Raw genomic sequence first — 26934 nt, forward strand, 5'->3', positions numbered from 1 at the left:
GAGCGCTACTGGGGCCCCCGCCTGAGATGGGCCGAGCCCCAGGCCGGAGGCCTGGGGCTCGGGGGCTTGCGTTCGCGCGTGCTACTTGAGCGGCGTGCCGCCCGCGTTGTGGTTGGCGGTCGTCTTGTTGATCAGGTTCCTGCCGTCGGTCTCGGGCGTGGTCTGCTCCGACCAGCCGGCGCCGAACAGGAGGGCGCCAACGTGGGCGTTCGCCACCTGGTCCATGTGCGAGAAGAACCAGTCGACCTTGTCGTCCTTGTAGTGGCCGGGGGTGTTGTTCCCCGCCATGTTGCCAAGGGGGATCTGCCACAGGACCACCGGCTTGCCCACCGACTCGGACATCGTCTTGTAGAACGCGAGCGCGGCGAAGCCCTTCTGGTCGTTCCAGAAGGTGTCCTTGCTGCCGTGGGCGGGCAGCGCGTACCAGCCCGCGTCGCGGTCCGTCACGTCGGTGACCAGGAAGTCCGCGCTCGATGCCCCGAGGTCCCCGTAGTCCTTGACGCACTGCGGGGTGTTCTGCTGCCAGTCGAAGCAGGACAGGTGCAGTCCCACGCCGGTGTTCGGCGCGTACTTGTGCCCCATCGCGATCAGGCACTGGGCCAGGCCGGAGGCGCTGTTCTCCTGCGATCCGCAGTCCGTCGGGTTCGCGGCCTTGACCTGCGCGGAGACCTGGTGCGGATTGCCGAGCGACCGGACATAGCCCCAGAAGTCCGGCTCGATGTCGACCATGTCCTGCGCGGTGCCGATCTTCTGGAGGAAGAAGCGGTAGTCGTTCATGTACTTGGTGAGCAGGTCGGCCCGGTTGATGGCCTGGACCTCGCCGGGACCGTCGCCCTGGCCCGCCATGTCTCCGAGGTCGCGCAGCGAGTACCAGGTGAAGTGGAACTTCTGCGGACGCGGCTTGCCCTGGTACGTCGCCTTGGACGCGCGGTCGTTGTCCACGGTCACCTGGGTGCCGGGCGCCGTGGTGTCGCCGGTCCAGCAGCCCCACCAGCCCGACCACTCGGCCTTGCAGCGCGAGGCCGTGTAGGCGTCGGACGAGGGCGCGGGCTTGCTGTGGATGTAGGCGTACCGGACGTCGAACGGCGCGGCGTTCGCCGTGGCGTCGTCCATCATGCCGCCGATGAGGATCGTGCTGCTCCCCATGATCCGCTTCGCCGAGCTGCCGCCGGAACTCCCGCCGTTGCTGCTGCCGCCGCTGCTGGAGCTGCCCGTGCTGCCGCTGTCGCCGTTGCCGCCGCCGTTGCTGCCGCCGCCGCTGACACTGCCGGCCGGGATGAGCTGCCACTGCTGCTGGGGGCCGTTCCAGTCGTGGAACTGGGCGATGTGGCTCCCGTCGGTCTTGGAGCCGCCAGGGACCTCAACGGCCTTGCCGCTGAAGCGGTTGATCAGACGCACGTAGCCGTCCGACGACTTCTCCAGGTGGAACTGCTGGTTGGCGCCGTTCAGGTCGCGCCACTGCACCAGCTCGGAGCCCTCGGTCGTCGACCAGTTGTAGTCGTCCAGCACCTTGCCGGAGTTCCGGTTCTGCAGCCGGTAGTTCCCGTCACCCGAGTCGATGAACTTCCACTGCTGGTTGGTCGCGCCGCTACGGTTCCACTGCGCCAGCGGAGCACCGTCGTTCGTGGCGAAGCCGTAGTCGTCCAGCGCCTTGCCGGTGCTGCGGTTGACCAGCATGTACCAGGAGTTCGTGTCCACGGTGGTTCCCGCCGAGGCCGTGTTGACCACGGCCACGGAGCCGCCCACGACCGCCAGGCCGACGGCCGCCCAGAAACCCCGGCGCTGGTACAGCCGACGCCGGCGGTGCGTCTGCCGCTCCCCCGGAACGGTCGAGCGGGACGACGCGCGACCACGGCGGGCGCGGCCGCCGGGCGACGCCTCCGGCGATGTGGATGAGCGAGGGAACATGTCGATGCTCACTTTCAGCCATTGCCTCTGACCGGACCTCCTGCCCGGACACCACCCAGTTGTCGCCGCCCCCGGAAAGGTTGCCGCGGGCCGAGAGAATCAGCGAAGTAGGACGCCGGCCGGCGGCTCGGCGCGTCGGCGACCGGCCTCACGGCCGGGCTCTGTCGTCCCCTCCCGCCTCGATCGTCCCCTCCCGCCTCGGCCTCGGAGGGCGACCATCGATTCGGGCGCAACGAACTTGTTTGTGACGAACATGTTCGCTACGCTGTGGACATGAGCTCCCGGACCCCCGCCCCCCGTAGCCGCCGCGAGCGGCCCGCCAAGCCCGCCCTGACCTACGAGGGCATCGTCGCCGCTGCCGTGGGCGTGATGCAGGCCGAGGGGCTGCAACGGGTCACGATGCGCCGACTGGCTCAGGAGCTGGACACCGGGCCGGCCTCGCTGTACGTGTACGTGGCCAACACGGCCGAACTCCACGCGGCGATCCTCGAAGAGCTCCTCGGCGCGGTCGACCTCGGGCCGGTCGAGGCGGCCGGCGACTGGCGCGAGCGGCTCGCCGCCGTCCTCGGCTCCTACACGCATGTGCTGTTCGAGCACCCCAGCCTCGCGCACTCGGCGCTGGTGGCCCGCCCCTCGGGGCCGAACTACCTGGCGCTGGTCGAGGCGGTCCTCGCCCTCCTGCACGAGGGCGAGGTCTCCGACGCGCAGGCCGCCTGGGGAATGGACGTCCTGCTCCAGGTGGCCACCGCCACCGCGGCCGAGCACTCCACCCGGGACCGCGACATCGCCGCCGAGGACGAGCACCACGCACTGGTGGACGCGCTGCGGCAGGTCACGGCCCAGACGCATCCGCGGATCGCGGCCCTCGGCGCCGACCTGGTCTCCGGCACCCCCGAACAGCGCCTGGCCTGGATCTTCCGCGCGGTCATCAACGGCACGAAGACCACCCCCCGGCAGCCGGACTGATCACGGCCGGTACGGCTTCGGGCATCCCGTTCCCTCCCGTCGAACCCGCTCGAATCGAGGCACCTCCATGACCACCACGCACTACTCCATCGCCGTCGTCGGCGCCGGTCTTGGCGGCCTGACCCTCGCCCGGGTGCTGCACGCCGGCGGGATCGAGGCGGCCGTCCTCGACCTGGACGCCGACCGGCACGCCCGCACCCAGGGCGGCATGCTCGACATCCACGAGGAGTCCGGCCAAGCCGCCCTGCGCGCCGCGGGACTCCACGAGGACTTCCTGCACCTCGTGCTGCCGGGCGGCGAGGCCATGCGGATCCTGGACAAGCACGCCGGCGTCCGTTTCGAGGAGAGCGACGACGACTCCTCGCACACCCGCCCCGAGGTCGACCGCGGCCGGCTGCGGGACCTGCTGCTCGACTCCCTGCCCGCCGGCACCGTCCGCTGGGGCGCCAAAGCCGTCGCGACCCGGACGCTGGCCGACGGCCGCCACGAGGTGACCCTGGCCGACGGTGCCGTGTTCACCGCCGACCTGCTGGTCGGCGCCGACGGAGCCTGGTCCAGGGTCCGCCCGCTGCTGTCCGACGCCCTGCCCGCCTACACCGGCGTGTCGGTCGTCGAGAGCGACCTGCTCGACGCCGACGCCCGCCACCCCGACGCGGCCGCGATCGTCGGCGGTGGCATGCTCTTCGCGCTCGGCGACGGCCAGGGCTTCCTCGCCCACCGCGAGTGGGACGGCAGCCTCCACGTCTACACCGCTGTCAGGACCTCGCCCAGCTGGCTGGAAGGCATCGACTTCTCGGACGCCGAGGCGGCGAAATCCGCGGTGCTGGAGCAGTTCCCCGACTGGCACCCGAGCCTGCGAGCCCTGGTCAGCGAGGCCGACGGCCCATTGGTGCCGAGGCCGATCATCGCCCTGCCCATCGGCCATCGCTGGGAGCGCGTACCCGGCGTCACCCTGCTGGGCGACGCCGCCCACGTGATGTCGCCGTTCGCCGGCGAGGGCGCCAACAACGCCATGCAGGACGCCGCCGAACTCGCCCGGGCGATCCTCGACCACCCCGGCGACACCGAGGCCGCGCTCACCCGATACGAGCAGGCGATGTTCCCCCGCGCCGAGGCCGCCGCCGCCGACTCCGCCGCCAACCTCGCCATGTGCTTCGCCCCCGACGCGCCGCAGGGCCTCGTCGCCCAGTTCGCCTCCCACCGGGAACAGGCCGCGTGACCCGCGCGTCCACCCCTCTGGGAGACCACACCATGACCACCCCGACCACCCGGCAACTGCTCCTGCGCCCCGGGAGAGGGCCCTGGTCGTCAGTAGTCGATGTTGATCGCCTCCGCCGCGCCCGTACCCACCAGCCGGCCGGAAGGGCACCGCGTTCGACCTGCCCCCGACCGCCGAAACGGCCGCGCGCGTGGTGCGGAGCACTCCGGTCCCCCACGGGTCCGGTCGGCTGAGTTTCGGCGGTCAGTCCGCCCGGAGTTCCAGGACGAGGGCGTGGGCCGGATCGAGCAGAGGGGCGGCCAGGCCGATCCCGGCGAGCACCGATCCGGTGAGCCGGACCGGTCCGCCGGTGAGCCACGGGGCGTGACGCGGCGGGAAGCCGGTGGGGATGCCGATCTCCGGCGAGACGGTGACGGTGTAGTGCAGGTCCGGGGCGAGGCCGGGGAGGCGGAGTCGGGGCGGTACGGACTCGGTGGTGCGGGTCAGCTGGGCCAGGCTGAAAACGGCGTGGCGACGGTCCCGGGCGACGACTCCGTGCAGCCAGGCGGCCGGGTCGGGGTGGTCGGCGTGGACGGTGGTTCCGGTGTGCAGCAAGGGCCGCAGCCGCTTGTGCAACCGTATCCAGGCGGCCAGTTGGTCGAGTTCCTCGCGGGTGCAGGTGGTGAGGTCCCACTCGATGCCGGCCTGCCCGAACAGCGCGGTGGCCTGGCGGAAGCCGAGGCCGGTGGTACGGCCGGTGGTGTGGGCGGTGGCGGCGCCGAGGTGGCACCCGAGCAGTTCGGGCGGAACCAGCAGCCCGGTCCAGCGCTGGATCGCCTGGCGTTCCACCGGGTCGATGGTGTCGGAGGTCCAGACCCGGTCGGTGCGCTCCAGGATGCCGTAGTCCACCCGGGCGCCGCCGGAGGCACAGGACTCGATCTCCAGGCCGGGGTGCAGGGAGCGGAGCTCGTCGAGCAGCCGGTAGACGGCCAGGGTCTGGGCGTGGACGCCGGCGGCGCCGTCGTGCACGGCCTCCAGGAGGTCGCGGTTGTGGTCCCACTTGAGGAAGTCGAGCCGGTACTCCTTCACCAGCGCGTCGAGTCGGGCCAGGAGGTGGGCGTAGGCGTCCGGGTGGGCCAGGTCGAGCACCTGCTGGTGCCGGTGCGGGGCCGCCGGGCGGCCGGGCCCGGCCAGCAGCCACTCCGGATGGGCGCGGGCCAGGTCGGAGTCCGGGTTGACCATCTCCGGCTCGACCCAGAGCCCGGCCTGCATGCCCAGCCCGCGCACGTGGTCGACCAGCGGGTGCAGACCGTCCGGCCAGACCTTCCGGTCCACTGTCCAGTCGCCGAGGCCGGCCGTGTCGTCGCGGCGACCGGTGAACCAGCCGTCGTCCAGCACGAAGCGCTCGACCCCGACGCGGGCGGCGAGGTCGGCCAGTGCGGTGAGCTTGTCCAGCCGGTGGTCGAAGTAGACGGCCTCCCAGGTGTTCAGCACGACGGGCCTGGGCGTGCGGGGGTGGTTGGGACGCTCGCGCAGGAAGCGGTGCAGCTGCTCCGAGAGCCCGTCCAGTCCGCGGGACGACCACGCGAAGTAGACCCATGGGCTGCGGTACGACTCGCCCTCGGCGAGCCGTACCTCGCCGGCCGTCAGCAGTTCGCCCGCGCCCAGGACGGGGCCGTGGTCGGGGAGGCGCTCGGCGTGGTGGACGTGGTTGCCGCTCCAACCGGCGTGGACCGCCCAGACCTCGCCGTGCCGGAAGCCGAACCCTGGGGTTCCGGCGACCAGCAGCCCGGTGGCGTCGTGTCCGGTGCGGCCCCGGCGCGACTCGCGCAGCGCCAGCCCGTGCTGGAGCGGTCGCCGCTGGGGGGTGCGCTCGCCGGACCAACGGCCGGTGAAGTCGAGCAGCTCGGCGGCGTGCTCCCCGATCGGCAGCAGGCCGGCCAGCGACTCCAGGGAGTAGGTGCCCGGCCCTTCGTTGACCACTTCGTGCCGGATGCGCAGCACACCGGAGGGCTCCAGCCGGAGCTCCGTGCGGACGGTGATCCCGGCGTCGGTGTCAGCCGCGTCGACCCGGACGGTGCCGCCGCCCTCGACGCGGGTCTCGACGTCGGCGGGGCGGACCTGACGCAGCCGCAGATGCGGGACGCTGCCGTCGCGGTGTCCCGCGATTCCGGGCCGACCGACCCAGCCGTCGGCCTGGGTCGGGATCAGCCGGCACAGCACCGGGATGTCGACCGAGGCCACCGGCGACGGCGGCATCGTGGCCAGCAGCAGATCCTCGCAGTCTCCGATCGATCCGAGCTCGGCGCCCCAGTGCAGGACCCGGGGAACGGCCTGGCCGGCCAGGTCCAGGACGAGGGCGGTACCGGCCGCGCGGAGCACGGCGAGGGCGGCGTCACGTCGGGGCAGGCCGGTGATCGTCATGCGCGCACTCCGATGGCCACGGGGCCGGCGGCGCCCTCGGTGGGCGGTACAACGATCGGCGTCATCTTCTGTCCTTGTCATCGTGAGGCCTGCCTGTCGGCAGAGGCGCTCGAAGGCAGGTGGTCGCCGACCCGGACGGGGTACGGTCCTGGTCGGCGACCGCCGTGGTCGTGTGGTTCAGCTGGGCCCTGTCCGGCCTGGGAGTAGCGACTACACGGGCAGCGCCCACTTCTGGGCGGCGGTGCCGTTGCAGTCGTAGATCTGCAGCTGGATGCCGTTGGCGGTGTTGGCGCCGGGGACGTCCAGGCAGCGGCCGGACCGGGGGTTGAGCAGGGCGCCGCCCGGCTGGGGCTGCCAGACCTGGGCGCCGGTGCCGTTGCAGTCCCAGATCTGCACCTTGGTGCCGTTGCCGGTACCACCACCGCTGACGTCCAGGCACTTGCCCAGGACGCTCAGGCTGCCGTCACCGGCCACGGTCCACCGCTGGGCGGGACTGCCGTTGCAGTCGTACAGATTGACCTGGGCGCCGTTGACGGTGGAAGCCCCGAAGTCGTCGAGGCACTTGCCGGCGACGAGGCCGGAGGTGACCGGGCCGGTGACCGGGCCGGTGGCGGAGTTGATGGTGTAGGTGCGTACGGCGTCGGCGGTCCCCGCGCCGCCCTTGCCGGTGACGGTGAAGGTGGCGGCGGTGCCGGTGGTGGGGACGCCGGTGATCCCGCCGGTGTCCTGGTTCAGCGTCAGGCCAGCGGGCAGCGCACCGGAGGTGACGCTGTACCGGATGGTCTGCGGGGTGTTGGTGGCCACCTTCGCCTCGTACAGGCTGCCCGTCGTCATCGACGGCAGCGAGGTGGTCGTGAACGCCGGGGTGGGGGCGGTGACGGACTCGGCGGCGCCGACGGGATTGCCGGAGCCGTCGAGTTGCTGCAGCGACCAGGACCGGCCGGGGGTGACGACGGACAGGTGCCAGTGCGTCGACTGGTCGCGGAACCTCGCGAGCTGGGCGGGGGTGAAGGCGCCCAGGTTGCGCGCGCTCTCCCACTCCTTGATGGCCGCGAGGACGGTCGGGGTGTTGGGGTTGGACGCCAGGCTGGACACCGAGGTGCGGAAGCCGGCGCCACCGTTGAAGCTCGCGCCGCGGGCGAGGGTGTCCTCCAGGGTCTGGAAGCCGGTCAGCGGGTTGATCCAACCCATCACGTTGGGCAGGTAGTTGTCCTGGTAGTACGCGTTGTGCAGGTAGAGCTGGTTCATGCTGGTGGAACCGACCTCGCCCCAACTGGCCCGGGAAAGGCCGTCCCAGGAGTTCGAGGTCATCCGGCTGGTCTCGGAGATGAAACCGTCCTTGGCGTTCTGCTGCTCGAAGGTGCCGTTGACGAGCCTGGAGATGCCGTAGGAGCCCCAGCCGGACTGGGAGGCCGACTCCAGGCCGTCGTACGACATGCCGGTGATGCCGGTGGTGTTCCAGATGGAGGCGAAGCGGGCGGCGATGTTGTCGATGATGTTCAGGCCGCCGATGCCGCCGCCGTAGGCGTTCTGCGGGATCCGGGTGACGGTCGCGCCGGCGGCATGGGCGGTGGCCGTGGTGCCCCAGTTCGCCCGGGCCATGCCGGTGGCCCTGCACTCTCCGTTGACCTGGCTCACCGTGCCGAAGTTGAACACCTCGTTGTCGATCTTCATCATGTGGCCCGGGATGTTGCTGCTCAGCGGGTCGCAGCCGGCGAAGGTGACGGTGGTGTCGCCGGTGCCGATGGCCTGGGTCAGGGTGGTGCTGGTACCGACGGTCATGTCGGGGCTGAGCGACGGCGCGGCGTAGGGGTCGTTCCAGCCGACGAAGTCCGACAGGGTGTGCACTCCCACCTGGATGCCGTTGGCCTTCGCCTCGTTCACCATGGCGGTCGCGGCGCTGTCGCTGCTGCCGAAGCTCCAGTCGAACTGGTAGTGACCGTCGGACTGCCAGGGCCCGTCGGTGCTGCCGAGCGCGTAGACCATGTCCATGCCGCCGGCCTTCGTGAAGCCTGCGGCCTGGGCGATGTTGCCGGTGTTCAGGCCGGACAGCACCAGGATGGACTTGGAGGTCGCCTGGGCCGTCTTCTGCCACTGGCCGTTGATCGTCGGGTAGGGCAGGTTCTGGTCGACGGCCAGGTTCGACAGCACGGTGGGCGCCAGGTCCGGTGCGGCACCGAACAGGGCGATCTTCGAGCCGACGACGCTGCCCCGGCCGTTCGGCAGCGCTGGGAGGGGAATCGGGTACGGGGTGCCGCCGTCAGCGTCCGTCATGCGGTTGCGCGGCTTGGTGTGGTCGAAGGTGAAGGCGCGCAGCAGGGTTCCCCACGGGGTGCGGGCGCCGACGCTCCACTCCTCCAGCGGGGAAACCTGCACCTGGGAGGGGTTGGCCGCGACCTGGTTCTCCCAGCCGATGGTGGTGTTCAGTTCCTCGCGCGGCCAGCCGCCCTCGGTGCGGTCGGTGAGCGGCTTCATCCCGACGGCGAAGGCGCTGTCGCGCACGATGCCGACACTCTCGCCGAGGGTCCGGGTGATGTTGGTGGCCAGTGGCCCCCACAGCAGGGTCTGCAGATCGCCGCCGTTGGGCGCGGTCGCCTTGGTGACGGTCAGGGTCGAGTACGTCGCCGTCTCCTGGACCTGGACGTCGACCTCGAATCCGCCGGCGCCGGTGAACACCAGGGTGTTGCCGCTGAGCGTCAGCGTCGTGGGCTTCACCTGCTGCCCGTCGACCATCAGGCTGACCAGGGGTGCGGTGCCCTGTCCGGTGGCGAGGTAGTTCTTGGAGGTGCGCCGGTCGACGAGGGAGGTGACCTGGCCGGTGGCGTTCATGCCCAGGCGCAGGTAGCCGGCGTCGACCACGGCGCCGCCGGACCCGTCCGGTCCGACGGCCGCCGCGGCGACCTGGGCGCTCACTACGGTGAGCGCGGCGACCACCAGCGCGGTGGTCGTGGCGAGCGCGGTGAGCCGCGCTCCGGTGGGGGATGGACTCACGTGTTCGTACCTTTCACGGGGGGTGGGGGGAGAAAGGTGGAGCAGCGCGGCAGTGCGGTCTAACCCTTGGTGGCGCCTCCGGTCAGCCCCTTCACGAAGTGCTTCTGGAGGGCGAGGTAGAAGACCAGCACCGGGAGCGTCGCCAGGAACATCAGCGCGAACACCGAGCCGAAGTCCGTCTGGTACTGGCCGATCGAGCGGTACACACCGGTGGTGACGGTGGTTCCGCGTCCGGGGCCGAGGATGACGAGCGGATTGATGAAGTCGTTCCAGATCCACACGCTGAGGAAGATCACCACGCTGGCGCTGGCCGGGCGCAGCAGCGGGAAGACCACCCGCCAGAACACCTGGCCGGGCCGGGCCCCGTCGACCCGGGCGGCCTCCTCCAGCTCGATCGGGATGCCCCGGATGAATCCGGCGAACACGAACACCCCGAACGGCACGTAGTAGCCGATGTTGAACAGGACGAGCCCCGGTACCGTGCCCATCAGGTGGAACGCCTTCAGGACGTCGGTGATCGGGATGAGGATCACCTGCGGGGGGATCATGAGGCCGGCCAGCAGGACCAGGGTCAGGACCTTGGTCCACCCGCTGTCGTTGCGGGCGAGGTAGTGGCCGAGCATCGCCGACAGCAGGGTGAGCGCCACCACGGAGAGGCCGGTGATGATGACGCTGTTGGTGAGGCTGACCCAGAAGAGGCGGTCCGGTCGGCTCAGCACCGCCGTGATGTTGTCCAGGGTCGGCGGCAGGGGCAGCGCGGCCGGTGATCCGGAGATCCTGTCGCCGGGCTTGAAGACGTTGGCCAGGACCAGGTACAGCGGCACGAAGAACAGGGTGGTGACGGTGAGTGCCGTGATCGGCCGGAGCCAGGGAAGCCGGTCTCTCACAGGTCGATCTCCCTTCGGCGCAGGATGCGCAGGGCCACGGCGGTGGCGGCGCAGACGATCACCAGCATCAGGACCGCCATCGCCGAGGCGTAGCCGACGTGGTTGCCGTCGAAGCCGGTCTGCAGGACGTCGAAGGCGATGGTCGCGGTGGTCCCGGCACCCGGGCCGCCGTTGGTGATCACCTTGATGTAGTCGTAGGTCTTGAACGCGGAGATCAGCAGGACCACCGTGTTGATGGTCAGCGCGGGTGCCAGCAGGGGCCAGGTCACCGCGCGGAACCGGCGCACCGGTCCCGCGCCGTCCAGTGCGGCGGCCTCCTGGAGTTCCACCGGCACGCCCTGGAGCCCGGCCAGGTAGACCACGACGCAGAAGCCGAGCATCTGCCAGCACAGGATCGAGGCCACCGCGTAGAGGGCGAAGTCCGGGTCGGAGAGCCAGGCCGGCGGGTCCTCGAATCCCAGGGCCCGTAGCGCCTGGTTGACCAGGCCGTCCGCGTCCAGCAGTCGGGTCCAGATGACGCTCACGACGACCGAGCTGAGGATCACCGGGGTGAAGAAGACGCTGCGCATGGCGTTGTAGAACCGGCCGCGCCTGTCGAGCAGCAGCGCCACCAGCAGCCCCAGGACGTTGGGGACGATCACCACGATCAGCGTCAGGACCGTGGTGACCCACAGGGAGTGGAGGAACTCCTCGTCCTGCAGCAGCATCGTGTAGTTGCGCAGGCCCACCCAGCGGTAGGGCGGGTTGAACGGGTTGGCGTTGGTGAGGCTGTAGCCGACGCTGATCACGATCGGCGCCAGGACGAAGCAGGCGTAGACCAGGATCCCGGGGGCGGCGAACCCGGAGAAGTGGCTGATCCGTGCCAGCAGGGCGCCCGGTCGGCGCCTCCGTCGGCCGCCCGCGTGCTCGCGGGCGGGCGACGGTTCCACCGGGGACCGCGTGGCGGTGCTCACGATCCTGCCTTCGCCCATTCGGCGTCCAGGTAGGCGGCCGCCGCTGCGGGGGTCTTCCGGCCGGTGGTCAGGTCCTGGGCCACCGCGTCCACCTTGGCGGCCATGCCGGGCAGCAGGCCGTCGTCGGCGGTCTCCCAACGGAACCCGTGCACGACGGCCTTGTCCGCGACCGCCTGCTGGTACAGGTCGTACCCGGCCTTGAAGACGGGCCCGGCGTCGGCCGGCGGGGTGTAGTTCTTGACCGCCGGGATCAGACCGTCCGCCTTGACCGAGGAGTCGAGCTGCGCCTTGTCGAGCTGGAAGGCCAGGGCGAAGCGCTTGGCGGCGTCCAGGTTCTTGGCCTTCGCGCTGACGACCATGCCACCGCCGGTGTAGGCGGGCACCACCGTCCGGCCGTCGGCGGACGGGAAGTTGAACACGCCGATGTCGTTGCGTTGCTTGGCGTCGGCGCTGGCGGCGAACCAGTTGCCCATCGGGTACATCGCGCCCTTGCCGTCCAGGAACGCCTGCTCGGTCGCGGCGTAGTCGCGCGAGACATCGGACTTCTGGATGTAGCCGCGCTGGGCGAGATCGGCGAACTTGGCCAGCGCCGCGGTGAAGTCGGGATCGGAGAACTTCACGGTTCCGGCCCGCCGCTTGCTCAGCCAGTCCGGGGTCTTGCCGTACACGTCGACGCTGACGATCCCGGTCAGGAGCATCGAGGAGGCGAAGGCGTCCTTGCCGCCGCCCGTCACGAACGGCGTCACCCCGGCCGACTTCAGCTTCTCGCACACCTCCAGCAGACCGGCCCAGTCCTTGGGCGGAGCGGTGATGCCGTGGTCGGCGAACACCTTGGTGTTGTAGTAGACCGGCGGGATGGTCTGGGTGTTGGCCGGGAGCTGGTAGTACTTGCCGCGAATCGGGTTGGCGGTCGGGAAGGTGAAGTCCTTCAGCTCACTCTCGGACCAGGCGTACAGGTTGCCCGACTCGGCGAAGCCCGCGGGCGAGAGCCCGACCATGACGTCCGGGAACTGCCCGGACTGCAGTAGCTGCTTGGCGTAGTCGGTCCGGCCGTCGGCCGTCGGCGACACGAGCTTCTTCACCTTGACGTCCGGGTACTTGTCGGTGACCCGCTTGATCGCGGCGTCCCAGTAGGCCGGCGTGAGATTGGGCGTCTCGAACGTCAGGAAGGTGATCTCGGACCCGCCGGCCGAGTCGCCGCCCGTCGTGCTGGGGGTGCTGCAACCCGCCGCAGCCGTAGCGAAGATGAGCGCGGTCGCGCCGACGAGGAGCTGTCGTCTGGTCACCGAAGTCATGGCGAATGCTCTCTGGCAGGAGGTGGATGACCGGGCCGGCGGGCGGTCTGCCCGCCATCGGCCGCATCGATGAACACGCGTTCATCGAGCAAGTGCGGCGAACGTAGCCCGCGGCCGAAAGCTCCGTCAATACCCCGGAAACACTTTGTTCACTTCTAATTGACAGGCATAGACCGGTGCCCGAATACTTCCGGGAGGACGATGGCACGCGCGTTCATCAGCGCGTCGAGCGAGAGGTGGACGATGGCCACGAGCGAGGATGTGGCGCGCCTGGCGGGCGTCTCCCGGGCGACGGTCTCCCGAGTGCTGTCCGGCACGGCCAAGGTCAGCGAGGCCACCCGCCAGCGGGTCGAGGCGGCGGCGACGGCCCTCGGCTATGAGCCGGACGTGGCGGCGCAGAGCCTGTCCGGCGCCCGGTCCAGGACGATCGCCCTGGGGTTCTTCGCCAACGACCTGTGGGCCCTGTCCCAGCTCACGCGGCCGCAGTACCACTTCCACCTCGACGTCCTGCGACACATCGAGGAGGCCGCGGCGAAGGCCGGGTACGACCTGCTGCTGCCCTCGCGCCCGTCCAGCGCGTCCAGCGACAGCTACGTCCGGCTGCTGCGGTCCCGGCGGGTGGCCGGCGCGATCATGGTCGCCTGCCCGCCGAACGACGTGCGGACCCAGGCCCTGATCGAGTCCCGGCTGCCGACCGTGTTCATCGACACCATCGGCACCGGTCCGTGCGCGACGTACGTGACCTCGGACAACACCGCGGGTGCACGGCAGGTCACCGAGCACCTGATCCGGCTGGGACATCGCCGCATCGCCCGGGTCACCGGCACGGAGACCGACCCCTCCGGACAGGACCGCCTCACCGGCATCCGGCAGGCGCTGGCCGCGCACGGCATCCCCGAGGAGCCCGACCTGGCCCGCAGGTCGGACTGGTCCGTCGAAGACGCCTACCGGCAGACGCTCGCCCTGCTGGAGGCGCGGCGCGACTTCACCGCCGTGATCGCCGAGAGCGACATGATGGCCCTCGGGGTCCTGCGCGCGCTGCACGAGCACGGCCTTCGGGTGCCCGAGGACGTGTCGGTCACCGGCTTCGACGACATCGACCTCGCCGCCTTCGCCTCCCCGCCGCTCACCACCGTCCGCCAGGACGCCGCGGCGATGGGCACCGGCGCCGTGCACGCGTTGCTGAGCATGGTGGACGGCGCCGCCGTGGAGCCGGTCGTGCTCCCCACCGAGGTCGTCGTCCGCCGCTCGACCGCCACCCCACGCGAGTCGGCGCCGGTCCGCGAACACGAAGGTCGAGCTGTGGACCTGTAGGCGGTGAACTTCCAGGTGGCGGAGGGGCGGTAGATGCCGTCGAGCAGGCGGTGGCGGTTGCTGCGAGCACGCGTATCCGACCGAGGTGCAGAGCTGTCAGGGGATGTAGGTGATGCGGTCGAGGAGCAGGTAGTACCCGCTCTTCTTGACGACCCGCAGGGTGTGGCTGCCCGGGGTCAGGTCGCGGGCGCTGTAGACGGTCTGCTGGGCGAGACGGGTGGGGTTGGAGGTGTCGACGGTGGCCTTCAGGACGCCGTCGAGGTAGACGTCCGCCAGCCCCTGGTCCGCATACTTCTCGGTCACGTAGTCGACGCCGGTGCCGGTGAAGGTGACGCCGAAGGAGTCGCCGTTGGTCGTGGTGTAGTGGACGTCGCCGCCGTAGTCGCCGAAGGTGCGGTTGGAGCTGACGGACCAGGTGCCGGTGTAGGTGATGCCGGCGGCGTCGTCGTTGAGCGTCTGGGGCGTCGCGGGGACCTTGAATCCGTCGACGATCAGGTAGCCGCCGGTCTTCATCACCCCGGTGATCGTGTGCTCGCCCGGGGTCAGGCCGCTCGCGGTGAAGACGGTCTGCTGGTACTTGCGGCTGCTGCTGTAGGCGTCGACGGTCTGCTGCACCACACCGTCGATCGAGATCTCGATCTGGCCCTCGTCGGAGTTGGTCTCGGTGATGAACTCGATCCCGGTGCCGTTGAAGGTGTAGCTGAAGGAGTCACCGATCCTGGTGGTGGCCCAGAGGTCGTCCATCAGGGAGTTCGCCCCGCCGATGGCCGCGTAGTGCCAGCTCCACCCGGTGCCGGTGTAGGTCACGCCCGCGGTGTCGTTGTACGTCTGGGCGGTGATCGGCTTGGTGACCGTGGCCACGGGTCCGCTCTGCTGGCCGCGCCACACCTCGAGGGTGGCGGTGCTTCCGGGAGCGACCCTGTTGTAGACGGTCCAGAAGCTGTTGCGGTCGGTGACCGCGGTTCCGTTGATCTTGCGGATCACGTCGTTGCTGCGCAGGCCCTGGACGTACGCGGGCGAGTCGGTGGGCACGGAGACCAGGTAGAAGCCGTTCTGGTCCGGGAGGCCGGTGGCGGACTGGTCCGCGTTGCCGCCGATGTCCTTGGCGGTGGCGCCCAGGAGCAGCTCCTTCTGGTCCTTGATCGTCGGCACCACCGGCGCGTTGGGCCAGGTGACGGCGGGCGGCGTGGCCTCGCCGGCGTTGCCGGTGCCGAACCGGTCCATCGGGAAGTTGGTGAAGCCGAGCGTCAGTGCCGGGGAGACCGCGGCGACGGTGTAGTCCTTCATCGCGGGGTCGGTCCAGGGCGAGCCCCGGGTGAAGAGCGGGTCGGCGGTCCTGGAGTTCCTGTCCAGGCCGTTGGACGCCCAGGCGCCGTCGAGGCCGCTGACCGACTGGCCGTTGTTCCAGAACAGGTTGTTGTCGACCGTGTACTTCGCGATGGCCGGGTCGCTCTGGACGTTGTCGTACGCCTTGCCGAAGAGGGTGATGTTGTTCTTGATCGTGTCACCGACATCGCGGTGGGTGATCTGCTCGTAGATGGTGCCGTTCACCAGGATGTTGTTGGTGACGGTGCGGTTGAAGCCGTCCCGGAGCTTGATGCCGGCGTTCAGCAGCAGGTTGTTCTTGACGACGTAGTTGGTGGAGCCGTCGTCGAGGTCGACGGCCCACTCGCTGTTGTGCCAGATCCTGTTGTTGCTGATGGTGATCGGCTCGACGACGTCGAGCTGGGAGATCTGCTTCTGGTAGGCGTCGGAGGCCGCGCTCCTGTTGAGGTCGGGGCCGGCGATGGGCCAGAAGCGGTCGCGGCCCCAGGCGTTGATCGGCCCGTGGTCCGAGGTCTCCTTCACGCAGTCGAAGATGTCGTTGTACTCGATGAGATGGCCGCCCCAGGTGCCGTCGTTGACGTTCACGCAGGCGCGCGGGCTGTCGTGAACGGTGTTGTGGGCGACGGTGACCCGGCTGCTCATGGAGATGTTGACACCGGAGCTCTGCTTCTCGAAGCGGCCCATGCCGGCCATGCTGTTGTAGCTGACCGTGATGTCGCGCGGGTAGTCCTCGCTCCTGGGCCCGGGGGTCGAGTCGGTGGGTGGGTTGACCATCGCGGACCAGGTGGAGGGATCGCGCACGGCGCTGCGGGAGCCCACGACCTGCACGTCGCTGGCGCCCGAGCCGGTGAACCGGTTGCGTGTGATGACGTCGCCCTTGCCGTAGCCGTCGATGAAGACGCCGTTGCCGCCGACCTCCTGGAAGGCGGAGTTGGAGACGGTGATCCGTTCGGCGTTCCTGGCGTGGACCGCACCGGCCCGGGCGATCGCCCAGTCGCCCAGTTGCAGGCCCTCGTAGGGCGTGTTGAAGAGGGTGCGGTGGGTCCCGGTGTAGGTGAAGCCGTCGAAGGTGAGGTCGTGGACGGGCTCGGTGGCCGACGCGCCCTCGATCCTCACCAGTTCGTTGAGTTCGGCGGTCTCGACCACGGCGGTGTTCGGATCGGTGCCGGCGGGCGGCTGGAAGTACAGCTTCCCGGCGGCCTTGTCGTAGAACCACTCGCCCGGGGCGTCGAGCTCCTCGAAGACGTTCTCCGCCACGACCCTGTTGTCGTCCTTGCCGCTTCCACGGTTGTTGTCGCCCACCCACTGCAGTTGGAGCCCCGAGGAGGTACGGCCGGTGATCCGGTAGTCGTTGCCTCCCCAGTGCCCGTTGTGCAGAGCGCGGACGAAGCCGGTGGCCGGGTCACGCCAGCTCTGTGACCTGCTGTTGAGGGTGGACATGCTGGTGGTGCCGTTGAGGGGCGCCGCGTTGGCGTCGGCGTTCGGATAGCGGGCGAGGACCTGCTGCTTGCCGTTCAGGAACAGCCCGTCCAGGTCCAGGCCGGTGCCGATGTCGGCGACCTTGATGTCGCCCGAGTACGTCGACCAGGCCGGCGGGACCTTGCGGCCACCGCTGAGGACGGCCTTCTCACCGGGATAGGCGGAGTAGGTGACCGGGGCCGACGCACTGCCGGAGTCGGCCGCCGTGAAGGTCAGGGTGGCGGCCAGGTGGTACGTGCCGCCGCGCATCCAGACGTGGACGGCGCTGCCGGCCGCACTCGCCGTCCTGGCCGCGGTCTGGGCCCGGGCGGGGGTCAGGAACGCCTGCACCTCCGAGGTGCCCTCGTTGTCGTCGTCGCCGTCGGTCGCGACGTAGAGGTTGACCGCTGCGGGGTCCGCGGGCGCCGCGGCCACCGCCGGCCCGGACAGGGCAGGGGTGAGGGCGAGGGCCGTCAGAGCGGCCGAGGCGGCCAGGGCGAGCAGACGCCCGGCCGGCCGTCTCCGGGTGCTGGACCGATGGGGGTGGGGCATGACTGCGGCTCCTTGCGCTGGGGGGGGTTCCAGGGTGCGGACACCGACACGGCTCTGGAGCGTCGCCCGTCACCGGTGCCGGAACCCACGCGTCGACCGTGCCGCCCGCTGGGGGCGAAACGGCCACCTCGTGATGGTCAGCCGACCGATTCGAAGGTCCACAGGAGGTTGGTGCTGGTCCCCCACTCCCACTGCTTCGTCACGGACCCGGAGGGGACCTGGCCGCCGCCGTCGAGGACCAGGCCCGAGGTGCGGTTGGCGACGGAGTACCGGCCGCTGCCGCGGTCGGTGATCTGCCACTGCTGGTTGGCACTGCCGTTCCAGGCCGACTGCCGGGCCGGGCTGCCGAAGCCGGTCGCGCCCCAGCCGTCGGCGGCCATACCGTTGGCGCGGTTGACGAGCTTGTAGTAGCCGTTGCCGAGTTCCTCGGCCTGCCACTGCAGGTTGGGGCTGCCGCCCGGCTCCCACTGCTTGAGGTCGGAGCCGTTGGCGACGTTGCCGCCGCTGTCCAGCAGCAGACCGTCGGTGACGTTGACGAGCCGGAAGTACGCGGCCGGGTCGAACGTCACCTTCAGCGACTTGATGACGTCGTTGGCCGGTCCCACATCGGGGGCGTCGGCGATGAAGGTCCACGGGGTGCCGGTGAAGTCGTCGCCGGGGTAGCCGAGCACCCGGTAGCCGCGGGGCACCCGGATCGAGGAGATGCCGAAGCCCGCGCCGAGGGCCGACAACCGGGCGGAGGTGTAACTGCCGAGGGGCAGGGACACTCCGGCGCCGGCGTAGCTGGTGTGCTCGTACACCATCGCCTCGGACGTGTTCCACGAAATCGGCCGGTCCGTCACGAACTCCGGGCTCATGGGCCGGTCGACGGCGAGTTGGAGGACGAGGTCCGAGTCGGTCTTGGTGATCCCGGCCAGGTCGAGGAACAAGTCGCCCTGGGCGGCCGCGGAGAACGTCACCGGCCTGCCGTCGAGAGTGGTGATCGACTTCACCGTGGCCTTGAGGGCCGGCAGCCGGAGCTTGACCGGGCGCAGATCACCGGTGATGTGCAGGTAGATCGTGCTGCCCGTGTAGGTCGCCCCGCCGGCGTCGCCGGAACGGTACGGCCCGCCGCGGGTGCCGATGATCGTCTGCTTGTTGCTCCCCATCCAGTCGCCGACCTGGCTCAGGACGGACAGGACCCGGTCCTCCAGGTAGCCGGTCTTCGTCGGCGGTACGTTGAGCAGGAGACTGCCGTCTCCGACGGCCGTCGAGGCGAGGCTCCTGAGCACCGCCGGGAAGTCGGACATACGCTGGCCCGACTGCCAGGACCACGCGTCCGGCGTGATGCTCATACACGACTCCCAGGGCCGTGTCAGGTTGAAGGCGCCGACCTTCCCCTCAGGCGTGTCGAAGTCCCCGGCGAGCTCCTGCGGCACGGGCTGGAAACCCATGCTCGAGTAGGCGCGGTCGTTGATCAGGATGCCCGGCTGCAGCTCCCGGGGAACCGTCAGCAGCTCCGGCGGGTTGAACGGCTTCCGGTCGGCGTACGGGATGCTGTCGTACCAGAGGAAGTCGACCTTGCCGTACTGGGTGAGGAGCTGCCGCAGGTGCTCCATCATGTAGCTGTGGTACGTGGCGTAGTCGCCCCTGCCGTAGTCCGGCTGGGTCCAGTCTCGGGGAGAGTAGTAGAACCCGAGCTTGAGGCCGGCGCTCCTGGCGGCGTCCGCGATCTCCTGGGTGAGGTCGCGTCCCGACCTTCCCAGCGACGTGTCGGCGTAGTCGGCGTAGAACGACCGGCTGACGTTGTCCGCACGGAAGTTGGGGTAGCCGTCGTGGTGCTTGGTCGTGAACACCAGATACGTCATTCCGGCGGCCTTGGCGGTGGCGGCGAGCTTGGTGGCCCAGTCCGTCTCCGGCAGGAAGCTGCGGTAGGCGGCGTCGTAGACGGGATCGGTCTTCACCGACGGATCGCGGAACTGGTTGCCCGGGCCCTCGCCCGGCCGGGCGGCGTTACGACCCCAGCTGATCTCCCGTCCGACCAGGGAGGACGGGTTGAAGTGCACGAACATGCCGAACCTCAGCGAGGCCATGACCTTGCCGACGTCATCGGCTGACGGAGCGGTCGCCGAGCCGGCCAGGCTCTGGGACACGCCGAGTGCCCTCGCCATCGACCCGGTCGCGATGACGGCCGGTACGGCCATGATCGCTCCCAGCACTGTGCGGCGGCCGAGCTGATGCGATTCGGACATGCGGCTTCCATTCCCTCGGTGTCGCAGGCGGCGCCTTCCTGAGTACGCGGTGCCTGCCGTGACGGGCGGACGGAGATCATGGCGATGAAGGTCTGCGTGGACACCTCGTGGGGGGCCGACACGGATCAGAATCCGTGAGGACCTCGGTGCCGTCGACGCGACAGGAGGACTCTGTCGTGAATATCGACCTGCAACACGCAAGAAACATCCGATCAGTTGGGCTGAGACTAGGAGTCGAGGTGGCCGGCGTCAATGGTTAACACCATGTTTCGACGGCTTCAATCTCCAGAACCAGGGACTGTCATCGGATGTCTCTGCCCACCCTGCGGCGAAGGCTTCCCCCGTTGGTGCGGCTGCCCTCAGCAGCGGCCCTCCACCGCCCCGACCGCCGAGCAGCTGCGCGCGGCTCCGCCGAGCGCCGGCTCGCGCAGAGCGCCACCAGCGCCGGGCGGTCGGGAACGGCTTCGGTCGCGGATCAGGAGTAGCGACGCCACTTCTGGTTGTCGTTGTTGTGGCAGGTCCAGACGATCAGACTGGTGAGGTCGGCCGTTCCGGCGCCCTTGGCGTCCAGGCACTTGCCGAGGACCTGGAGCCGACGACTTCCGGGATCATAGGTCCACTTCTGGCCGGCGCTGCCGTTGCAGGTGTTCAGCTGCACGACGTTGCCGTCGAAGGCGTTGCTGCCGCCGACCTCCATGCACTTACCGAGCGAGCGGACCTCTCCGTTCGTGTCGTCGAAGGTCCACTGCTGGTTCGCGCCGCCGTTGCAGGTGTAGAGGATCAGGTCGGTCCCGTCCTGGGTGTTGAAGGCAGGGACGTCGACGCATTTGCCGCTGCCGACGCCGCGGAGCGGACCGGGCAGGTTGCCGACGGCCTGGCCGACCTTCGTCAGCTGGGCGACCGCGAGATCGGACAGGTGGCCGTTCGACCGGTCGTAGCCCACGTCCCAGGTGGTCACGCCCTGGTTGCCGGTGACGGTCAGGGCCCTGGCGACGATGTCGTCGTCACTGAAGGTCATCGGGCGATTCGGTGCGGCGCCCCAGTTGCTCTGGGCCTCCAGCAGGGTGTGGAACTGGAGTTGAGTGCCTCGGTCCTGGACGAACCTGGTGGTGACGCCCTGGGGCGGCCACGGGCTGGGAGCGAACTCGCCCGGGGTGAAGTCGGAGACGGGCTGGGAACTCTTCGGCAGGAGGCTTCCGTAACCGGGGTTGAGACCGACCAGCGCGTTGGGGTTGCCGGCGCGCAGGGCTGTGGCGACCGCGGTGTAGTAGGAGCCCAGGTCGGGATACGGGGTCGGCCGGCTCGAGGCGATGGCGGGGTCGCGGAACGTGCCGTCGGCCCAGTACCCGTCGACCTTGGTGCCCCACTGCGTCGACCATGTGGTCAGGATCCTGATCCAGTTCTGCTGGTAGACCGAGGAGTTCGGCGTGCCGTCGGGCTGAGGACCGCCGAGCTTCTGGCGGGCGTACTCGTCCCGGTTCGGCGTGTCGGCCGGCGCGTAGACGATGAACTTCAGCCCGGCACTGTGCAGGGCCGTGCCCATGTCGGCGATCAGGTCCCGGGTGCTCAGCCGGCTCGGGTGCTCGGCCGTCGGGGTGACGATCCCGTCGTAGACGGAGTTGGGCGCGGACCAGAAGCCGTCGTTCTGCCCGATGGCCAGGACCAGGTACTTGGCGCCGATGGACTTGAGTTGGGCGACCACGCCGTTGACGTCGTAGTTGTTGACCCGCGTGTTCCAGTTCTCGGCCGTCGGCGCGGGGTCGCCGCACCCGCCACCGGGGCAGCCCTCGCCCAGCCAGTGCTGCATGACCCCGAACTTGGCGTCCCTCAACCAGTCGGTGGCCTCTCCGCCGACTGCCCGGGATGCCGGCGCGGGCTGCGTCCGGGCCTGCGCGGCGGGGACGGCCGCGAGCGCCAGGCCCAACGCCGTGGCGGCTGCGCCTGCGCCGAGACCTCTGAATAACGCCACGTGTCTTCTCCTCGAACTTCTACCCGGGAATCCGGGTCCGGAAGGTGGGCTCCCGCGGTCGGGCGGCCCGGGCCGGCCCCCCCCCCCCCCGCGGGGGGACCGGGCCAAAACTCCCCGCGCCACGCCCCGGAGGGCGCGCGTGGTCGCGGGTGTGGGCCGTGGTGGGGGGGGGGGCCGCGCGCCCCGCCACCCCGCCCCCCCCCCGGGCGGCCCCCCCCCCCGCCCCCCCGGGCCCGGGGGGGCGGGGCGGGGGGGCCCCGGGGGGGGGGGGGCGGGGCCCGCCCCCCCCCCCGACTGCGGGAGTACGGGCCGAATCGTCCCGGCGCAAGGCCGATGAGGACGCTATTGGTCGATGTAGTCGACGTTGATGGGGATGTCGCCGGTGTCGTGCTGCAGGGTCACGGCCGCGCCGGCGGGGATCGGCACATCGACGGTCTTCGTGGTGAAGGTGTTCCAGTCGCCGGTGGCGGGGAAGGAGACCGCCTGCGCCTTGACCCCGTTGATGTACAGGCTGAACGTGCCGGTGCTCACGGAGGAGTAGCCGATGGTCAGGGAGTCCGAGGCGTTCAGGTTCGACAGGCGCACGCCGTCCCCGACGGCGCTCATGTAGCCGACGTTCTGGCCCTTGGAGGCGTTGCTGTGCGGTTCGACCCGCGCGCCGCCCAGCAGAGCGCCGGATTCGCCCTCCGTGCGGACGGCCGGGTAGAGCTGGCTCCGGGGGACGGCCTGCTTCGGGGTGTTGGGGCTGGTCCAGATGAGTTTGGCGGCCGCTTCGCCGGTCGCTTCGGTCTGTTCCAGACGGATGGTGTAACGCTGCCCGGCGGTCAGGGTGATGCTGCCCTGGTTCCAGGTGGGACCGTGCGGGGTGGTGTTGTCGATGACGAGCCGGCCGTCGACCCAGAGTCGGACGGTGTCGTCGGAGATGGTGGTGAATGTGTAGGTCTCGCTGTGGCGGGGCTCGATGGTTCCGGTCCAGCGGGAGGAGAAGTAGTCGGTGCCTATGCCGGGGGCGGGTGATCCGTCGTAGCGCCAGAGGTAGTTGACGGTGGGGTCGGTGCGGGTCACGGCCGGGCTACCGGTGAAGGTGGTGTTGTTCCAGAACTCGGCCTTGAGGCCGGTGCCGGTGCCCACGGGTGCTGCCGCGGGGGTGGTGATGTCGGCTTCGATCACGGTGGCGATCGGGCTGGTCGCCACGCCGGAGGGCGTGAAGTCGAAGCCGTCCCCCGCCGCGCGGACTGCCACGTTCTGGTCGCTGCCCAGCACGCGGGCCGCGGACACGGAGAACGGGCTGAGGGCGGAGACGTGCACGGAGTTGCCCGCGCCGGGCCAGTTGTAGACGAGCAGGTACAGCTTGTCGGCCTTGCGGGTGATCCGCCCCCAGCTCGGCTGGCTGGTGAGCCCGCTGTATCCGGCGCCGTAGATGGCCGCGCCGTTCGTGGCGGTCCAGGAGTTGATGCCGCGCAGGGCGTCGGCGTGCCCGGTCGAGACGGCACCGGTGTCGGTGGGGCCGATGTTGAGCAGGAAGTTGGAGTCGATGCTGGTCGTGTGGATCAGGCTGCGGGTCAGCTCGCCGGACGACTTGAACTTGGTGTCCCAGGAGGCGTAGCCCCACTTGTCGCTGACGTTGTCGCAGGTCTCCATCAGCTCCGCCGGAGACGGCGACGAGGGGTAGTAGCCCTCGGGGGTGCTGAAGTCGCCGTCGCCGGGTCGGTGGAGGTGGTAATCGCTCGTCCCGTGGTGGTCGATCACCCGCTGGTTGACGATGACGTCCGGTTTGAGGCCGCGGACGTAGGCCTCCATCCGCGCGCCGTCCTGGAAGCTGTAGGGGTTCGGCGGGTCGCTGTACCCCTTGTACGAGCCGTCGAACCAGAGGACCTCGGGGTCGTAGTTGGTGATCAGCTCGCTGAGCTGGGCCTTGGCTCGTTTGAGGTATTCGGGGTAGTTCCCGCCGGGCAGGGCGTCGGGGTCGTGCCAGTCCCAGATGGAGTAGTAGACGCCGAAGTGGAGCCCGTTGGCGCGGGCGGCGTCGGCCAGTTCACGCAGCGGGTCACGCTGGAAGGGCGTCTTCTGCCGGATGTTGTAGTCGTTGACCTGGGTGGGCCACATGGCGAAGCCGTCGTGGTGCTTGGCGGTGATCACGATGTACTTCTGGCCGGCGTCCTTGGCCAGCTTCACGATCGCGTTCGCGTCGAACTCGGTCGGGTTCCACTGCGCGGCCTTGGCCAGGTAGGCGGAATCGGGGATCGCGCAGTTGCGCTTGATCCACTCGGCCTCCCGGCACGTCGTCCCGTCCGGCTTGGTGTATTCACCGTGGAAGGCCGAGTACACCCCCCAGTGCAGGAACATGCCGAACCTCGCGTCGCTCCACCACTGGGTGCGCGAGGACGACAGCGGGTCGTCGATGGCGAAGTTGTCGCCCTGCGCGGCCACGGCCGACTGCGGCGTGACGAAGGCGATCGTGGAGGCCGCCAGGGCCAAGGCGAGAAGGGGCGACAGTCTGTTCATTCGGGCTCCTCGGACGTGCCGGGTGGCAGGAGGTCTCGGATCAGAAGGTCTGTGCCTGATGTCGCCGGTGAGGGGCAGGTCCGGGCAGCTCCTGACGCCGGACCGGGCGCTCGATATCGCGAGAGGCAGCGACGCGTCGATTAGGAACCAGACGTCCGATGAATGTCAAGAGTCGTGCGGAGCACTGGTCGCCCCAGCAGGATGCGCGGAGCCCATCCTGCTGGGGCGAGATCAGGGCGACCCATGGCGGGGTCGGGCCGCCAGCTGCGGCCGATCGGCGCCGTCGCCGGATCTTCGATCGACGCGCTCCCTTGACAGCGACCCAGGCCACAAGTAGCGTCCAGCCACCCATAGACATCGGATGACTCTGCGCCGCGAGCTGCCGGGAACCAGCCTCCACCAGGCTTGAACCGATGGAAGCCGAAGTCGGTTCACTTCCCGCGCAGATCTGATGATTCCGGTGTCCGGTGATGCGGGACGCGCCGCCACTGACAAGAACGGTTCCCAGATGAAACCCCACCCCAGACGGCTGATCGCCGCATCCACCGCCATGATCATGGCAGCCGGATTCGCGGTGGCAACAGCCGGTTCGGCGTCCGCCGCGGCGGACGTGACCCTGTACGCCTCGCCCTCCGGATCAGGATCGGCCTGTACGCAGAGCGCCCCGTGCTCCTTGACCGATGCCCAGAGCGCTGTTCGAGCCCTGTCGCCGTCCACCAGCGGCGCCGATGTCACCGTCGTCCTGGCCGGCGGCACCTACCGGCTCTCGAGCACCTGGGCCTTCGGATCGACGGACTCGGGCAGCGCCGGCCATCCGGTGGTCTGGCGAGCGGCGCCGGGAGCGCGCCCGGTGATCTCCGGTGCCTCGCAGGTCACCGATTGGAGCCGCGTGGGCTCCTCGGACGTGTGGTCGGCTCCCGTGCCCGCCGGAAGCGCCACCCGGCAGCTGTACGTGAACGGCCAGAAGGCCCCCGTCGCCCAGGCCGGCACCGCCTCCCTCGGCTTCACCGGCTCGTGGCCGACCTCGGCCACCGGCTACGACATCAGCGGTGACAGCAATGCCTCGGCCTGGTTCGCCGCCCTGCCCCCCGCCCAGGTCGCAGGAGTCGAGTTCACCTACCCGGCCGGCAACGGTGCGTGGACCCACTCGCGCTGCCGGGTGGCGGGTTACGCCAACGGAACGCTCACCATGACCCAGCCGTGCTGGTCGAACGTCACCGCGCGCGCCAAGTACAGCCAGGCCAGCGGCGACCTGCCGTCGATGACGCCGAACACCAAGCCGACGGTGATCGAGAACGCCCAGGCCCTTGTGCGGCCGGGGCAGTGGTTCCTGGACGCCTCCGGCAGCCGGCTGTACTACCAGCCCACGGCCGGCCAGAGCGTGAACGACCTCGACATCGAACTGCCCCGCCTGGAAAGCCTGCTGCAAGGCGCCGGCACCCTGAGCGCCCCGCTGCACGACATGACCTTCCAGGGCCTGCAGTTCTCCCACGCCACCTGGAACGCACCGTCCGGCCCGGAGGGGTTCGCGGACGTGCAGGGCAACCTGCGCATGACCGGCGCCACCAACCAGGGCATGTGCCACTTCTCCACCCCCTACGGCTCCTGCCCGTGGGGCGCCCTCTCCCAACCCCTGGCCAACGTCGCCTTCACCGCCGTCACCAACGTCACCCTGACCGGCAACCGGTTCACCGGGCTCGGCGGCGCCGGCCTGAGCGTGATGTACGGCTCCAAGAACACCCTCATCTCGGGCAACGAGTTCACCGACATCGCCTCCACCGGCCTCGCGCTCGGCTGCACCTACGACCCCAACCCCACCAACTCGAACCCGGCCATCGACCCCGACGAGCCCTCGGTGATCAAGGAGAAGTGCACGCCGAACGCCGCCCAGGTCAGCGGCGACACCATCGGCACCAACGAGATCCTCACCGACACCACCGTCTCCGACAACGTCATCCACGACGTCGGCACCGACTACAACTCCGCGACCGGCATCACCCTGCTCTTCTCCCGCGGCACCAAGATCGTCCACAACAACCTGTACGACCTCCCCTACACCGCGATCACCGGCGGCGTGATCCAGGGCCACGTCGACAACGCCGGCCACCCGCAGAACTCGATCAACATCAACGAGAACAACACCATCAGCAACAACCTCATCCACGACTACATGAGCACGCTCAAGGACGGCGGCGCGATCTACCTCGAGGGCCACCAGGCCCAGTACTACGACGCCGCCGGCAACCCCACCACCTACGACCGGGCCGATCCCGTGAAGACGCTCGCGCACGGCATGCAGGTCCAGGGCAACGTCGCCTTCAACGGCGGCAACACCAACTTCACCTACTACGACGACGCCGGATCCGAGTGGATCAACTGGCAGGGCAACGTCGCCTTCAGCGCGGGCGAGAAGTCGGGCGGCTGCTCGGCCACCGGCCACATCTGGGTCACGGACAACTACCTCTCCGCCAGGCACAGTGCCTACGAATGCGACCCGGCGATCGACACCCACGCCAGCGGCAACATCTCGATTCCGGCCACGCCCAAGCCCGGCGACCTGCCGGCCGGTCTGCTCACCAACGCCGGTGTCACCCCGGCGCACGCCGCACTCGTCGCCGGCATCGGCCCGCGCGTCCACTACTTCTCCCCCGCCACCGGCTCCAACCAGGTGCTGATCGGCGGCGAAGGCTTCACCCCCGGCACCCAGATCTATGCCGGAAGCACCCGGCTCGCCGCCTCCGATGTCCAGGTCCTCTCCAGCGGCTTCATCACCGCCACCGTCCCGGCGGGCACCCCGGCGTCCCAGATCTCGGTCTCCAACCGCCTCGACGACACCGACCCGTCCATCGCCTACAGCGGCTTCAGCCTCCATGGGAACCGCGGCTTCGGCGATCTCGGCGACGACATCCACTACGCCACCGCCGACGGCTCCACCGCCACCTACTCGTTCTCCGGCG

Annotated in this window: 14 protein-coding genes; 4 read left to right on the plus strand and 10 right to left on the minus strand. The window is 69.8% G+C overall.

What is annotated here, in order from left to right; all coding sequences use genetic code 11:
• Positions 1 to 81 precede the first annotated feature (81 nt).
• Entirely contained in the window at positions 82 to 1698 is a 1617-nt protein-coding gene (locus ACIQWA_RS06380) for an RICIN domain-containing protein (RefSeq protein WP_402478845.1), read from the minus strand.
• A gap of 483 nt (positions 1699 to 2181) precedes the next feature.
• Between ACIQWA_RS06380 and ACIQWA_RS06385 the strand changes: the two genes are divergently transcribed.
• A complete protein-coding gene (locus ACIQWA_RS06385; RefSeq protein WP_402478846.1) occupies positions 2182 to 2874 on the plus strand; it encodes a TetR/AcrR family transcriptional regulator in 693 nt (230 codons plus the stop codon).
• A 67-nt stretch (positions 2875 to 2941) separates the two neighbouring features.
• Positions 2942 to 4093 (plus strand): FAD-dependent oxidoreductase, encoded by a 1152-nt coding sequence (locus ACIQWA_RS06390; protein ID WP_402478849.1) that lies wholly within the window; start codon positions 2942 to 2944, stop codon positions 4091 to 4093.
• Between the two features lie 243 nt (positions 4094 to 4336).
• Here ACIQWA_RS06390 and ACIQWA_RS06395 read toward each other — a convergent pair whose 3' ends face one another.
• The 5 genes from ACIQWA_RS06395 to ACIQWA_RS06415 all read right to left on the minus strand — a co-directional run bounded on the left by ACIQWA_RS06395 (position 4337) and on the right by ACIQWA_RS06415 (position 12622).
• Positions 4337 to 6496, minus strand: a complete 2160-nt coding sequence (locus ACIQWA_RS06395) for an alpha-galactosidase (protein WP_402478851.1) — start codon at positions 6494 to 6496, stop codon at positions 4337 to 4339.
• 210 nt (positions 6497 to 6706) lie between these two features.
• Positions 6707 to 9487 (minus strand): ricin-type beta-trefoil lectin domain protein, encoded by a 2781-nt coding sequence (locus ACIQWA_RS06400; protein ID WP_402478853.1) that lies wholly within the window; start codon positions 9485 to 9487, stop codon positions 6707 to 6709.
• A 59-nt stretch (positions 9488 to 9546) separates the two neighbouring features.
• Positions 9547 to 10374, minus strand: a complete 828-nt coding sequence (locus ACIQWA_RS06405) for a carbohydrate ABC transporter permease (protein WP_402478856.1) — start codon at positions 10372 to 10374, stop codon at positions 9547 to 9549.
• Positions 10371 to 11327, minus strand: a complete 957-nt coding sequence (locus ACIQWA_RS06410; protein ID WP_402478858.1) for a carbohydrate ABC transporter permease — start codon at positions 11325 to 11327, stop codon at positions 10371 to 10373. Before ACIQWA_RS06410 ends, ACIQWA_RS06405 begins: the two co-directional genes overlap by 4 nt.
• Positions 11324 to 12622, minus strand: coding sequence for an ABC transporter substrate-binding protein (locus ACIQWA_RS06415; RefSeq protein ID WP_402478861.1), 1299 nt, complete (start codon positions 12620 to 12622; stop codon positions 11324 to 11326). Before ACIQWA_RS06415 ends, ACIQWA_RS06410 begins: the two co-directional genes overlap by 4 nt.
• Before the next feature lie 243 nt (positions 12623 to 12865).
• Between ACIQWA_RS06415 and ACIQWA_RS06420 the strand changes: the two genes are divergently transcribed.
• Positions 12866 to 13936 carry a LacI family DNA-binding transcriptional regulator gene (locus tag ACIQWA_RS06420; RefSeq protein WP_402478863.1) on the plus strand — a complete coding sequence of 357 codons (1071 nt, stop codon included), beginning with the start codon at positions 12866 to 12868 and terminating at the stop codon, positions 13934 to 13936.
• Positions 13937 to 14032: 96 nt separating this feature from the next.
• Here the strand turns inward: ACIQWA_RS06420 and ACIQWA_RS06425 are convergent, their stop codons facing one another.
• The 4 genes from ACIQWA_RS06425 to ACIQWA_RS06440 form a co-directional block, all read right to left on the minus strand.
• Positions 14033 to 17272, minus strand: coding sequence for a right-handed parallel beta-helix repeat-containing protein (locus ACIQWA_RS06425; protein ID WP_402478865.1), 3240 nt, complete (start codon positions 17270 to 17272; stop codon positions 14033 to 14035).
• Positions 17273 to 17409: 137 nt separating this feature from the next.
• Positions 17410 to 19503 (minus strand): alpha-L-fucosidase, encoded by a 2094-nt coding sequence (locus ACIQWA_RS06430; protein WP_402478868.1) that lies wholly within the window; start codon positions 19501 to 19503, stop codon positions 17410 to 17412.
• A 475-nt stretch (positions 19504 to 19978) separates the two neighbouring features.
• Entirely contained in the window at positions 19979 to 21472 is a 1494-nt protein-coding gene (locus ACIQWA_RS06435; RefSeq protein ID WP_402478870.1) for a ricin-type beta-trefoil lectin domain protein, read from the minus strand.
• A gap of 342 nt (positions 21473 to 21814) precedes the next feature.
• Positions 21815 to 23977, minus strand: a complete 2163-nt coding sequence (locus ACIQWA_RS06440; RefSeq protein WP_402478873.1) for an alpha-L-fucosidase — start codon at positions 23975 to 23977, stop codon at positions 21815 to 21817.
• 673 nt (positions 23978 to 24650) lie between these two features.
• Here ACIQWA_RS06440 and ACIQWA_RS06445 point away from each other — a divergent pair.
• Positions 24651 to 26934, plus strand: a 2284-nt coding sequence (locus ACIQWA_RS06445; RefSeq protein ID WP_402478876.1) for a right-handed parallel beta-helix repeat-containing protein, incomplete at its 3' end; no start/stop codon positions are given.

This window comes from Kitasatospora sp. NPDC098652 (assembly GCF_044760155.1).
GTDB lineage: Bacteria > Actinomycetota > Actinomycetes > Streptomycetales > Streptomycetaceae > Kitasatospora.

Bases quoted from the DNA above. Each gene is read 5' to 3' on its own strand.
- ACIQWA_RS06395 (WP_402478851.1), bottom strand. From the start codon at position 6,496: ATGACGATCACCGGCCTGCCCCGACGTGACGCCGCCCTCGCCGTGCTC.
- ACIQWA_RS06415 (WP_402478861.1), bottom strand. From the start codon at position 12,622: ATGACTTCGGTGACCAGACGACAGCTCCTCGTCGGCGCGACCGCGCTC.
- ACIQWA_RS06430 (WP_402478868.1), bottom strand. From the start codon at position 19,503: ATGTCCGAATCGCATCAGCTCGGCCGCCGCACAGTGCTGGGAGCGATC.
- ACIQWA_RS06440 (WP_402478873.1), bottom strand. From the start codon at position 23,977: ATGAACAGACTGTCGCCCCTTCTCGCCTTGGCCCTGGCGGCCTCCACG.
- ACIQWA_RS06385 (WP_402478846.1), top strand. From the start codon at position 2,182: ATGAGCTCCCGGACCCCCGCCCCCCGTAGCCGCCGCGAGCGGCCCGCC.
- ACIQWA_RS06390 (WP_402478849.1), top strand. From the start codon at position 2,942: ATGACCACCACGCACTACTCCATCGCCGTCGTCGGCGCCGGTCTTGGC.
- ACIQWA_RS06425 (WP_402478865.1), bottom strand. From the start codon at position 17,272: ATGCCCCACCCCCATCGGTCCAGCACCCGGAGACGGCCGGCCGGGCGT.
- ACIQWA_RS06420 (WP_402478863.1), top strand. From the start codon at position 12,866: ATGGCCACGAGCGAGGATGTGGCGCGCCTGGCGGGCGTCTCCCGGGCG.